Annotated in this window: 11 protein-coding genes; 6 read left to right on the plus strand and 5 right to left on the minus strand. The window is 40.0% G+C overall.

The genetic code is table 11. The annotated features are described in order from the left end of the window. Nucleotides 1-68 precede the first annotated feature (68 nt). Genes EHE21_RS00455 through EHE21_RS00465 form a run of 3 tightly spaced genes read right to left on the minus strand, consistent with a single transcriptional unit; the run spans nucleotide 69 to nucleotide 2,514 of the window. A complete protein-coding gene (locus EHE21_RS00455) occupies nucleotides 69-1,247 on the minus strand; it encodes a M20 metallopeptidase family protein (RefSeq protein WP_194951591.1) in 1,179 nt (392 codons plus the stop codon). Further along, complete coding sequence (locus EHE21_RS00460; protein WP_006534124.1) at nucleotides 1,247-1,696, minus strand: hypothetical protein; 450 nt, start codon at nucleotides 1,694-1,696, stop codon at nucleotides 1,247-1,249. Before EHE21_RS00460 ends, EHE21_RS00455 begins: the two co-directional genes overlap by 1 nt. Further along, complete coding sequence (locus EHE21_RS00465) at nucleotides 1,693-2,514, minus strand: DUF3100 domain-containing protein (protein ID WP_023583450.1); 822 nt, start codon at nucleotides 2,512-2,514, stop codon at nucleotides 1,693-1,695. The genes EHE21_RS00460 and EHE21_RS00465 overlap by 4 nt, the downstream gene beginning before the upstream one ends. Before the next feature lie 568 nt (nucleotides 2,515-3,082). Here EHE21_RS00465 and poxB point away from each other — a divergent pair. Then, nucleotides 3,083-4,807 (plus strand): ubiquinone-dependent pyruvate dehydrogenase, encoded by a 1,725-nt coding sequence (poxB, locus tag EHE21_RS00470; protein WP_194951592.1) that lies wholly within the window; start codon nucleotides 3,083-3,085, stop codon nucleotides 4,805-4,807. Nucleotides 4,808-4,887: 80 nt separating this feature from the next. Here poxB and argE read toward each other — a convergent pair whose 3' ends face one another. Beyond that, a complete protein-coding gene (argE, locus tag EHE21_RS00475) occupies nucleotides 4,888-6,051 on the minus strand; it encodes an acetylornithine deacetylase (RefSeq protein ID WP_194951593.1) in 1,164 nt (387 codons plus the stop codon). A gap of 100 nt (nucleotides 6,052-6,151) precedes the next feature. On the opposite strand from argE, the gene argC reads away from it, so the two are divergent. The 5 genes from argC (at nucleotide 6,152) to oxyR (ending at nucleotide 11,845) form a co-directional block, all read left to right on the plus strand. Continuing rightward, complete coding sequence (gene argC, locus EHE21_RS00480; protein ID WP_194951594.1) at nucleotides 6,152-7,156, plus strand: N-acetyl-gamma-glutamyl-phosphate reductase; 1,005 nt, start codon at nucleotides 6,152-6,154, stop codon at nucleotides 7,154-7,156. A gap of 20 nt (nucleotides 7,157-7,176) precedes the next feature. Continuing rightward, complete coding sequence (argB, locus tag EHE21_RS00485; protein WP_088494073.1) at nucleotides 7,177-7,950, plus strand: acetylglutamate kinase; 774 nt, start codon at nucleotides 7,177-7,179, stop codon at nucleotides 7,948-7,950. 75 nt (nucleotides 7,951-8,025) lie between these two features. After that, a complete protein-coding gene (locus EHE21_RS00490; RefSeq protein WP_088494072.1) occupies nucleotides 8,026-9,234 on the plus strand; it encodes an argininosuccinate synthase in 1,209 nt (402 codons plus the stop codon). Nucleotides 9,235-9,311: 77 nt separating this feature from the next. Beyond that, complete coding sequence (gene argH / locus EHE21_RS00495) at nucleotides 9,312-10,694, plus strand: argininosuccinate lyase (protein WP_194951595.1); 1,383 nt, start codon at nucleotides 9,312-9,314, stop codon at nucleotides 10,692-10,694. A gap of 233 nt (nucleotides 10,695-10,927) precedes the next feature. Beyond that, the gene (gene oxyR / locus EHE21_RS00500; RefSeq protein WP_075672972.1) at nucleotides 10,928-11,845 is read left to right on the plus strand and encodes a DNA-binding transcriptional regulator OxyR; all 918 of its coding nucleotides are present in this window, start codon (nucleotides 10,928-10,930) and stop codon (nucleotides 11,843-11,845) included. On the opposite strand, the gene sthA is transcribed toward oxyR, so the two are convergent. Further along, nucleotides 11,837-13,234, minus strand: coding sequence for a Si-specific NAD(P)(+) transhydrogenase (gene sthA, locus EHE21_RS00505; RefSeq protein WP_069366816.1), 1,398 nt, complete (start codon nucleotides 13,232-13,234; stop codon nucleotides 11,837-11,839). The genes oxyR and sthA overlap by 9 nt on opposite strands. Nucleotides 13,235-13,372 lie beyond the last annotated feature (138 nt).

The following is a 13,372-nucleotide window of genomic DNA, read 5'->3' on the forward strand; positions in this document are numbered from 1 at the left end:
CAGATCAGAATAGAAAAAAGCCCGTTTTTGCGGGGGCAATAACGGGCTTTGGGCAGAATAATAAGAGATTAGCGAGTCAGAATATTAACAAAAATCTGAGCACCGACTAATAAACAATCATCATCGACAAAATAAGGATTTGCGTGAAGGTAATTATTAATACCTTTCGCTTGATTGCCACTTCCTAAGAAGAACATTGCACCGATTTTGCCTTTTGTAGCGTTAACCATATAGCTAAAGTCTTCACTACCTGTCATTGGCTTACCGTTCGATTCAATATTCTCTTCTGGTAAGAATTTACGCATCGCATCTAACAAACGCTGGTGTGCAGTTGGGTGATTCACAACAGCAGGGTATCCGCTATAGCTTAATGTGGTTTTAAATCCGCCAGCTGTACTGCGTGCAACAATTTCATCAAAACTTGCTTTCAGCACTTGGTCGGTATTTTCATCCATAGAACGGATAGTACCGCGAGCTTGTACGTGATCAGCTAATGCATTAGGGATTGTTCCCCCATTGATCATGCCACAACCAAAGACCGCTGGGCTAAATGGATCTGTTTTCTTTGCAACAACATAATCCATATAATCAATTAAACGGGTTGCTTCACGAATGGCATCTAAACCTTTGTGCGGTGTTGAACCATGTGCAGAAACACCATAAACATCTAATGTCCATGCAGAGCCATAAGATGACATCACACCATCATTAAAGCGAACACAACCTGTTTCAATCGCTGCATCGTTATGAAGTGCGTAAGTTTCATCAACGCCTTCCATGCAACCGAGCTCAACCATTTTTTCAGCGCCAGGTACACGCATATCTTCTTCAGCCATTTGGAAAATAAAGCGAACGTTCGCGCTCATCTCTTCTCTATTTTCGGCAAGATATTTAGCACTGGTTAATGCCATAGTCATATGAGTATCGTGACCACAGTTGTGTGCACAACCTTGGTGAACTGAACTATATTCATTATTCGTTAAGTCTGGCATTTCTAATCCGTCCATATCAGCACGGATAGCAATTAATGGAAATTCAGAATTAACAATTAAGTCTGCTGTGAAGCCAGTATATCCATCAAAAGTTTTAATTTGATAACCAAAACTTTCCATTAATTCACGACAGTATTTAGATGTTTTATATTCTTCACCTGATAGCTCAGGTATTTTGTGCAGGTCTTGTCGTGTTTTTTTACTAAAATCATTTAATTGAAAGAGTTTTTCACTGACATTATAAATATTATTCATTAGATAACTCCCTGGATAGTAAATCCAATTTGCGCGACGATTGATGCGCCAAAGAAACAACAAGTTGAAACAATCATGAAAATAAGAATAACTTTCCATGACATTTTCTTAAGTTCTTCTAATTGACCACCAACAGATAAACCAGCAAATGCTAATAAAGGAACACAACAAGATAAGAAAGAAACTTTACCAATAGAACTAATAAAGAAATCTCTTACCGGAGTTTCGGGTAAACAAATAAGGATCCCGATAATTGTTGCATAAGCAAATGTTGGTAAAGATGAAGGTAAATAATGTTTTGCAACGAGTGAAATAAATACCACTAATGACATAGCAATAAAGCTATCCCACATTGCATAAAGAGCGATCCCTGATGTTAACGTTTGAGTAAACATTGCCAGTAAAATAGCAACGAATACAAATTTCATATCAATAATTATATTTTTCATGCAGTTTTGCCTCTGGTGAAAATTTTATAAATTTTTTCTGAAAGAGGTAAACCTAAATAGGTTAATGACAGTGCGCCTAGTGCTGAAGATAATAAGTTAGATGCAGCGGCAACACTTAATACTTGCTGTGCTAATGCTTCATCAAGACCATTAATTAATGCACCTGATGCCGCACTTAACATTGAACCCGAACCCACGCCAGAGCCTGCTGCAAGAGCAAGTGGGTGTAATCCAGTTAATGGAGCAATACTACCTAATACGCTAAACCATAAAGTACCGATCACAGAACCACATAAATAAATGGCTAATACACCAATATATTCCTGAGAGCCTGTACCAAATTTACCTTGAATAACAGCGATAGACGGTTCACGGCTAATAGATGAACAAGCACCAATTGCACGACGACCAAATCCAAATTTAATGGCTAATGGAACCGCAATTAATACTGGTAATAAGTTTCCGAGTTCCTGAACAAATAAAGGAATACCGACACTTAAAATCATTTTAATATTAGGAACAATCATTCCTGCATATTGCGTACCTAAAATAAGCAGGCTGAAACCTACCATTTTACCGCAGAAGCCTTCTTCTTTTTCTGTAAATAATTTACCCCATACTTTAATTTTTTTACGGGTAAATCCAGCAGATATACACATACCAATAATTACAGCAAATAGCATTGGTAAAATAGGTATTACCGCAATGCCAATCTTAATTTCTTTTTTACCAATGACATATTGTGAAATAAAAATTAAGAAAAGGACTGCCAGAATACTAATAAAGAAAACCTTTATCGGACTTCTACTTTTGTCCATCCGTTAATCTCCGTTGAAAAATAATCAGGCTTTATTCTAGAGGACAAAAAGCAAAAGGTAGCGTGACCAATGTCATGTTTATTTCATACCTCTTTTTCATGGGGCATGAAATAATACAATGGTAATAAATTTATTAACAAATAGAAGAAAGTTAAATTTTTTAATAAAGACAGTGGGTAAGGCTGAAATGAGTCAGCTTAATTGTTAATAAAGATGTGAAGGGAAAAATCATTATTAAAAATTATTTTAATTATTAAAATAATACTATAAACAAACTTTGTCTATCATTTAGTAAATAATAATACGTTATTAATGAGATATATTCTTATTTGGTGCGGTTATTATAAGTTTAATGAATGTATTTGGAAGTGATATTTTATTTTTACATTTTTATTAGTACTCACTTTATCACGACAGTGACATTACAGTGATTGGTGTTATTCTTTATATTTGAGTTAGTAAGATGATTTTCTCTGCAAGCTGGCGAGGAAGAGAAACAGAATATGGGAAGGAGATAGATGTAGCTCGCAGAGGCGCAATTTACCCAAAACTGAGGAAAAATATCACCATGAGTAAGCAAACCGTTGCAACTTATATTGCTAAAGTACTCCATAATGCAGGTGTAAAACGTATTTGGGGCGTGACAGGCGATTCTCTCAATGGATTAAGTGATAGCTTGCGAAAGATGGGAACGATTGAGTGGATGGGAACCCGCCATGAAGAAGTCGCCGCTTTTGCCGCAGGAGCAGAAGCGGCAGTTAATGGCCAATTAGCGGTTTGCGCTGGCTCTTGTGGACCGGGAAACTTACATCTTATCAATGGGCTTTTTGATTGCCATCGTAATCATGTTCCTGTGTTAGCCATTGCCGCGCATATTCCTTCTGCCGAAATTGGTAGCAATTATTTTCAAGAAACACATCCTCAAGAACTTTTTCGCGAATGCAGTCATTACTGTGAATTAGTCTCAAACCCAGAGCAGATCCCTCAAGTGCTAGCTATTGCGATGCGAACCGCTATTTTGAAAAAAGGGGTTGCGGTTGTTGTATTGCCGGGGGATGTTGCACTAAAACCAGCCCCAGAAGATGCGCATGAAAATTGGTATCCGTTGCAGTTTCCACTCATCATGCCTAATCGTTTCGAAATCGAAAAATTATCTGATGCACTGAATAATGCAAAAAACATCACTTTAATGTGCGGTGCAGGATGTGCTCAAGCTCGCGATGAAGTGATTAAACTGGCTCAAACCTTAAAAGCCCCTGTTGTACACGCATTGCGAGGGAAAGAGTACATTGAGTGGAAAAATCCTTACAGTGTAGGAATGACAGGGTTAATTGGTTTTTCATCGGGTTATCATGCGATGGAAAACGCTGACACTTTGGTGTTATTAGGTACGCAGTTCCCTTATCGTGCATTTTATCCATCAAAAGCCAATATTATTCAAATTGATATTAATCCAAGCAGTCTTGGTTCGCATTGCCATGTCGATATGGCGATGATTGGCGATATTAAAGCAACATTAAATGCGATACAGCCTCGTTTAAAAGAGAAAACAGATACCACTCACCTTGATGCTTCATTAAAACATTATGCCAAAGCACGGCAAGATCTGGATGCACTAGCACAACCCAGTGAGCGTGAACTTATTCACCCACAATATTTGGCGCGTCGATTAAGTGAACTAGCAAATGATGACGCTATTTTTACCTGTGATGTCGGAACGCCAACAGTGTGGGCGGCTCGTTATGTTGGAATGAATGGAAAACGTCGTTTACTGGGATCGTTTAATCACGGCTCTATGGCAAATGCGATGGCTCAAGCTATTGGTGTGCAGGCGTTAGATAGAAAGCGTCAAGTTGTAGCAATGTGTGGTGATGGCGGATTTACCATGTTAATGGGTGATTTTATCTCATTAGCTCAAATGAATTTACCGGTTAAAGTGATTATTTTTAATAACAGTGTATTAGGCTTTGTCGCGATGGAGATGAAAGCTGGTGGTTATTTAACTGACGGTACTGATTTACATAATCCGGACTTTGCTGCTATTGCCAATGCATCTGGTATCAAAGGCATTCGAGTAGAAAAAGGTGAAGATTTGGATCATGCTCTGAAAGAGGCTTTTGAACATGATGGCCCTGTGATTGTGGATGTAGTCACTGCAAAACAAGAGCTCTCAATGCCTCCTGAAGTGAAGTTTGAACAAGCAAAAGGTTTTAGCCTGTATATGATGAAAGCGATTATTAATGGTCGAGGTGATGAAATTGTTCAACTAGCCAAAACTAATTGGTTACGCTAATCGCCTATCCGTAACTCGAATTATTTAGAGTATTAATTGAAGATAAAAACCCTATCAACATAAGCTGATAGGGTTTTTTATTATTGCGCTTTTTCTGTTAAACAGAAGTTTTCAATTAATTGCCCCATTAATTCACGCGTTGGCTCAATAAATGCCATATCGATAAATTCATCAGGCTGGTGTGCTTGTTCAATAGAACCTGGGCCTAAAACTAAGGTAGGGCAGAGATCTTGAATAAACGGCGCTTCAGTACAGTAATTCACTGTTTGCGCTTTCTCACCTAATAGTTCTTCGATCACTGCAACCATTTTGTGATCGGTTGGGCACTCATAACCCGGAATAGGATCGTGTAACGCCTCAACACTTAAACGACCCGGCCAGCGTGCTTTGACGGGCGCTAATGTTTCGTGAAGTAAATCATCCAAGTCTTGTAGCGTTAATCCCGGCAATGGGCGAATATCCATATGTAATTCACAGCAAGCACAAATTCTATTTGCTGCATCACCACCATTAATATAACCAAAGTTCATCGTTGGATAAGGGATAACAAACGCAGGGTTGTTATAGCGAGTTTTTAACGTATCGCGCAATGTACTAAGGTGAGTAATTGATTCATGCATTAGCTCTATCGCATTCACCCCTTTTTCCGGATCACTAGAGTGGCCCGATTGCCCAGTAATGCGTATCGCATTCGATAAATGCCCTTTATGCGCACGAATAGGCTTTAGCGATGTGGGTTCGCCAATAATGGCAAAATCAGGACGGATTGCCGTATTAGCAGCAAAATAACGTGCCCCAGCCATAGAAGTTTCTTCATCAGCGGTGGCGAGAATATAGAGAGGATGAGTTAACGTCTTAGTGTCTACATCTCGCAATGCATCGAGAATAAAGGCAAAAAAGCCCTTCATATCAGCAGTGCCTAAGCCATATAACTTATTTTCTTTCTCTGTCAGCGTAAAAGGATCTTGCGTCCAACGACCTTCATCAAACGGTACTGTGTCAGTGTGACCACAGAGTAATAATCCACCTTTTCCTGTTCCTAATGTTGCAAGAAGGTTAAATTTGCCTCGTGTTTCAGGTACAGGTTGAATTTCAATTGAAAAACCTAATGTTTCCAACCAATTAGCAAGCAAATTAATCAGTGCTTCATTACTTTGATCGTTCTTAGCGTCTGTAGCGCTGATAGAGGGTGTTGCAATTAATTGACGATAAATCTCAATAAATGTAGGTAATTTAATATTCACTGTTGACAGCCTTTCTTCATAATAGTATCAATATTCATGCACTTTTTTTGAATAAAAATACATTAATCGGTTTGTGTTCATAGTACAAGGTAAGAATGACATGTTAAATACTCTGATTGTAGGAGCAAGTGGTTACACTGGCGCTGAATTAGCCGCCTATCTTCAGCAGCATCCTCATGTGAATTTGAGCAGACTGATGGTATCAGCTCAAAGTGCAGATGCAGGGAAGTGCTTTTCTGAACTTCATCCACAATATCGTGGTTTAGTGGATCTCCCACTTGAGCCAATGGTTGATGTCGCTAAAGCTGCTGAAAACATTGATATCGTTTTTCTCGCAACAGCTCATGAAGTCAGCCATGACATCGCTCCTATCTTTCTAGAGCAAGGTTGTGTGGTATTCGATTTGTCTGGTGCCTATCGAGTACAAAACAAGCATTTTTATCAACAATACTATGGATTCGAGCATAAGAATACTGATTGGTTATCACAGGCAGTTTATGGATTAGCTGAATGGAATGCTGACATTATTAGTCAGGCACAATTAATTGCTGTGCCGGGTTGTTATCCAACCGTCTCTCAGTTGTCACTAAAACCTTTAGTGGAAGCGGGACTTTTAGATACAGCACAGTGGCCTGTTATTAATGCCACCAGCGGTGTGAGTGGTGCGGGGAGAAAAGCCTCTCTAACCAGTAGCTTTTGTGAAGTGAGTTTGCAACCTTACGGTGTGTTTACTCATCGTCATCAACCTGAGATTGCAACACATCTGGGTATTGATGTGATTTTTACACCTCATTTAGGCAATTTTGCGAGAGGGATCTTAGCCACTATCACCTGTAAGTTAAAAGTGGGTGTGACACAAGAGGATGTAAGACAAGTCTTTGAAGATGCTTATCAAGATAAACCATTAGTGCGTGTTTATGAAAAAGGATTGCCTGCATTAAAAGCCGTTGTAGGAACCGCATTTTGTGATATCGGATTTGCTCAGCAAGGTGAACATCTGATTGTGGTAGGTGTTGAAGATAACTTGCTGAAAGGGGCTGCTGCACAAGCAGTGCAATGTATGAACATTCGGTTTGGTTTCGCTGAAACCGAATCACTTATTTAAATAATGAGTAGGGAAGTTTCATGGAACCATTAATTATCAAACTGGGTGGTGTGCTCCTTGATAATGAAGAAGCGTTAACGCGGTTTTTCACTGCATTACAACAATATCGCTCAACGCATTCTCGTCCTTTAGTCATCGTACATGGTGGTGGCTGTTTGGTGGATGAGTTAATGGGCAAATTGCAATTGCCTGTGGTGAAAAAGCAAGGTCTTCGTGTCACACCGGCTGATCAGATAGACATCATTACAGGAGCACTTGCCGGAAGTGCCAATAAAACCTTGTTATCGTGGGCAACCAAGTTTGGGCTTAATGGCGTGGGGCTTTCTTTGGGTGATGGACAATTAGCTAAAGTCACTCAAATCAATGAAGAGTTAGGTCATGTAGGAAATGCAACTCCCGGCTCTCCTGATTTACTCAATTTATTATTGGGTGCTGGCTATCTCCCTATTATCAGTTCTATCGGGATGACTGAAAAAGGTGAGCTGATGAATGTGAATGCTGATCAAGCGGCAACCGCTATTGCTGAAACATTAGGTGCTGATTTAGTCCTGCTTTCAGATGTCAGTGGCATTTTAGATGGTAAAGGTCAGAAGATTGCTGAGATGTCAGCTGAAAAAGCACAGATGTTAATCGATCAGGGCATCATCACTGACGGCATGATAGTGAAAGTAAACGCAGCATTGGAAGCAGCTAAAACGTTAGGACGACCTGTTGAAATCGCAAGCTGGCGCCATGCTGAAAAACTGACGACATTATTTAATGGTGTTGCAGTAGGAACCCGAATTTTAGCTTAAAAATCACTCTAGAAATCTTATCGCTATTTGGTAGTTGGCAGAATTTAAACAAATTGGGAATTGAAGGTTATCACTATGACTAAAGGTATTAAGAAAATCGTATTGGCATACTCTGGCGGATTGGATACATCGGCAATCATTCCTTGGCTAAAAGAACATTATGATAACTGTGAGGTTGTCGCTTTTGTTGCTGATGTTGGTCAAAGCCGCGATGATTTAGTGGGTGTAGAACAAAAAGCATTAACGTCAGGTGCTTCAGAGTGTTACGTCGTTGATTTACGTGAAGAGTTTATCAAAGACTATGTCTATCCTGTATTAAAAACAGGTGCTTTATATGAAGGTAGCTATTTATTAGGTACTTCAATGGCGCGTCCTGTTATCGCCAAAGCACAAGTTGAACTCGCATTAAAATTAGGTGCTGATGCTGTTGCTCATGGTGCAACGGGTAAAGGTAACGATCAGGTTCGTTTTGAAAGCACTTATGCGGCACTTGCTCCACAGCTTAAAGTGGTTGCTCCTTGGAGAGAGTGGGATTTACGTTCTCGTGAAGCGCTGTTGGATTATCTAAAAGTTCGTAATATCCCAACAACAGCAACTCTTGAGAAAATTTATAGCCGTGATGAAAATGCATGGCATATTTCAACGGAAGGTGGCGTATTAGAGAGCCCGTGGAATGCCTCAAATGAAGATTGCTGGGCATGGACCGTTGATCCTAAGAAAGCACCAGAAACACCAGAACTAGTCACCGTTACAGTTAAAGCGGGTGAAGTGGTCGCAGTAAATGGTAAAACACAATCACCTTTTGAATGTTTAGATACACTAAATACATTAGGTGTTAAACACGGTATCGGACGTATCGATATTGTTGAAAACCGTTTAGTGGGAATGAAATCTCGTGGCTGTTACGAAACCCCAGGGGGCACTATCATGATGGCGGCTCTGCGTGGTGTTGAGCAACTTGTTCTTGATAGAGATGCATTTAAATGGCGTCAGCAACTAGGCTTAGAGATGTCTTATGTGGCTTATGATGGTCGCTGGTTTACGCCAATCCGCGCTTCACTACAAGCTGCCGCTGAATCACTGGCAAAAGATGTGAATGGCGAAGTGGTTTTAGAGCTTTATAAAGGTCATGTAAATGCTATTCAGAAGAAATCAGACAACAGCCTGTACTCTGAAGAGTTTGCAACCTTTGGTGAAGATGAAGTTTATGATCACAGCCATGCTGAAGGCTTTATCCGTTTATATTCCCTGCCATCACGTATTCGTGCACTGAGCAAGAAATAACGCAAAGCAATAGAGTGGTGCTAACAAGTATCACTCTCACTCTTTTTTATTACACAGAATAAATACAGGAAGCGATTATGGCACTCTGGGGTGGACGTTTTAGTCAGGAAGCTGATCAACGGTTTAAACAATTCAATGATTCACTGCGGTTTGATTTTCGACTGGCACAACAGGATATCTTTGGCTCAGTAGCTTGGTCTAAAGCGTTAGTCACAGTTGGTGTATTGTCGCAAGATGAACAAGCTCAACTTGAGCAAGCGTTAAATGAATTATCAGAAGAAGTAACGGCAAACCCACAGTCTATTTTACAAAGTGATGCAGAAGATATTCATAGCTGGGTTGAAAGTAAGCTTATTGCCAAAGTGGGTGACTTAGGTAAAAAATTACATACAGGTCGTAGTCGTAATGATCAGGTCGCAACAGACTTAAAGCTATGGTGTAAAGAAGAAGTCATTCATCTTCGCCAAGCGATTGTTGAGCTACAAAAAGCCTTAGTTATCACCGCAGAACAGAATCAAAATGCCGTGATGCCGGGTTACACCCATCTACAGCGAGCTCAGCCAGTCACTTTTGCACATTGGTGTTTAGCGTACAATGAAATGCTAGCCAGAGATGAAAGCCGTTTAGCTGATGCATTAAAACGTTTAGATGTCAGCCCATTAGGTTGTGGGGCTTTAGCCGGAACGGCTTATGATATCGATCGTGAACAATTAGCGGGATGGTTAGGTTTTGCGAGTGCAACCAATAATAGCTTAGATAGCGTATCCGATCGTGATCATGTCTTAGAGCTATTATCCTCTGCGGCTATTGGTATGGTGCATTTATCTCGTTTTGCAGAAGATCTTATTTTCTTTAATAGTGGTGAAGCGGGTTTTATTGAATTATCAGATAAAGTGACTTCTGGCTCATCATTAATGCCTCAAAAGAAAAACCCAGATGCACTGGAGCTTATCCGTGGGAAATGTGGACGAGTACAAGGCGCATTAACTGGCATGATGATGACCTTAAAAGGTCTACCTCTCGCTTACAATAAAGATATGCAAGAAGATAAAGAAGGGCTATTTGACGCTATCGATACATGGTCTGATTGTTTGCATATGGCAACGCTTGTTCTGGATGGGATCCAAATCCGTCGCCCTCGTTGTGAAGAAGCGGCTAAACAAGGTTATGCGAATGCCACTGAACTGGCAGATTATCTTGTTGCTAAAGGTGTGCCATTTCGTGAAGCTCACCATATTGTGGGTGAAGTGGTTGTTTGCGCCATTGAGCAAGGTAAAGCGATTGAAGAACTCCCTCTTTCTGAATTACAGATGTTTAACAGTAAAATCATGATTGATGTGTACGATATTTTATCGCTTCAATCTTGCTTAGATAAACGTCTTGCAAAAGGCGGTGTTTCTCAAAAACAGGTTGCTTATGCGATAGCAAAAGCCAAAGAAGTTTTAGATATGGATAAATAAGAAAAGCGTTTATCTGAGACAACTTATTGTTATTCAAAAAGAACAGGGTGAATTTCACTCTGTTCTTTTATTTTTAATTGCCGATAATATTGAAAGAAATTATTTTTGTTTGAGTTGTTTATTCAGAAAATATCGAAAAAGAGAGACAGAATAACATTCGACTGATAGAAAAATTTATCAGTTACTATATTATCTATAGACATTAACTATCAGCAATAAATGTGGGATCTGCAATGAATATCCGTGACTTGGAATATCTGGTGGCTCTAGCTGAGCATAAACATTTTCGTCGTGCGGCAGATTCTTGCCATGTGAGTCAGCCAACATTAAGTGGTCAAATTCGTAAACTTGAAGATGAACTTGGTGTGATGTTGCTTGAAAGAACTAGCCGTAAGGTTTTGTTTACTCAACAAGGTTTATTGCTGGTGGATCAAGCGAAAACCGTTTTACGTGAAGTCAAAGTGCTACAAGAAATGGCTTCATTGCAAGGCGAAAGTATGGCGGGGCCTTTACATATTGGGCTTATTCCTACAGTTGGCCCTTATTTATTGCCTCATATCATTCCTGAATTACATAAAAACTACCCTAAGTTAGAGATGTATCTTCATGAAGCACAAACTCATAGCTTATTAGCTCAGTTAGATAGCGGAAAACTCGATTGTGCTATTTTAGCAATGGTAAAAGAGAGTGCGCCATTTATTGAAGTGCCTCTATTTGAAGAGCCAATGAAGTTAGCGATTTATGAAGGACATCCGTGGCATGAACGCGAGTCTGTGCCAATGGGCGACTTAGCGGGTCAGCGTTTATTAATGTTAGAAGATGGGCACTGCTTACGCGATCAAGCGTTAGGGTTCTGCTTCCAAGCGGGGGCGAAAGAAGATACGCATTTTAGAGCAACGAGTTTAGAGACTTTGCGTAATATGGTCGCTGCTGGTAGTGGAATAACCTTATTGCCTGATTTATCGGTACCTCAAGAACAAAAACGTGATGGGGTTTGTTATCTAGAATGTACTGATCCCAATCCATCACGTTCTATTATATTGGTTTATCGTCCCGGATCACCTTTGCGTAATCGTTATGAACAGTTAGCAGAGACAATCCGTGAACATATGACCGCATTTTATGCAGAAAAACAAAACGCATTAAAATAAGCGGTTTAAACCATTAAGTGCAGCAACACGGTAGGCTTCTGCCATTGTTGGATAGTTGAAGGTAGTATTAACGAAATACTCGATAGTATTGCCTTCACCTTTTTGCTCCATAATCGCTTGCCCGATATGAATAATTTCAGCAGCACGCTCACCGAAGCAGTGAATACCTAAAATTTGCTTGGTTTCACGGTGGAAGAGAATTTTCAAACTCCCTACATTCATGCCTGCAATTTGCGCTCTTGCCAGATGTTTAAATTGAGAGCGACCCACTTCATAAGGAATTTTCATTGCAGTGAGTTGTTGCTCTGTTTTACCAACAGAACTAATTTCAGGAATGGTGTAGATCCCCGTCGGAATATCTTCAATTAAATGTGTTTCTGATTTTCCGGTTGTGATCGCCAAAGCTGCAATTCGACCTTGATCATAAGCCGCTGAAGCCAGACTTGGGTAACCAATGACATCACCAACGGCATAAATGTGTTCGCAACTGGTTTGGTAATGTGCATTAACAGAAACTTGCCCACGACTATCTGTTTTAATACCTACGTTTTCTAAGCCTAGTGTGTCTGTGTTTCCTGTTCGACCATTCGCATAAAGTAGGCAATCTGCTTTGACTTTTTTACCTGATTTTAAGTGAACAATCACACCATCATCGACACCTTCAATACTTTCATATTCTTCATTATGGCGAATAACAATGCCGTTATTCCAGAAGTGATAAGAAAGCGCGTCAGACATCTCTTGATCAAGGAAAGACAATAGGTGATCACGAGTATTAATTAAGTCTACTTTTACTCTTAATCCTCTAAAAATAGAGGCATATTCACAACCAATGACACCAGCACCATAAATGATGACATGGTGAGGTTCATGCTCTAAATCGAGAATAGTGTCACTGTTATAAATACGAGAATGAGAGAAATCGACATCTGGCGGGCAATAAGGACGCGAACCTGTTGCAATAATAAAATTATCTGCTGAAAGAATATCGCAAGTGCCATCAGGATAACGCACGCTGATCCTGTGCTCATCAATAAACGCAGCTTCGCCCGAATACATTGTACAATTATTACGCTCATAGAAACCTTGACGCATTTTAGTCTGCTGACTAATTACGGTACTGGCTTGGCGAAGTATTTGAGAGAAAGAGGAGTTAATAAGACGAGATTGGTCACTGTAAAGCGGGTTTTGATTGAATTCGATAATACGGCTTACTGCGTGACGTAGGGCTTTTGAAGGAATAGTTCCCCAGTGAGTACAGCCGCCACCGACTTTGTTATAACGTTCTATAACTGCGACGCGCTTTCCTTGTTTAACAAGCCCCATGGCCGCGCCTTCACCACCAGGACCTGAACCGATCACAATTGCATCGAAATGAGAATGTTGCATAGGAAGAGACCTGTTTTATACAAACCGACAACGCTATATTAACATTAGAATGAATAATAGCCCAATTGACATTAAGGGCATTAGTCACACTTTGTTGAGTTTTTATGAGAATGTGTCTTGAGAGATGATTGTACGCAC

It is taken from the genome of Proteus sp. GOKU, assembly GCF_015475555.1.
Taxonomy (GTDB): domain Bacteria; phylum Pseudomonadota; class Gammaproteobacteria; order Enterobacterales; family Enterobacteriaceae; genus Proteus; species Proteus mirabilis_B.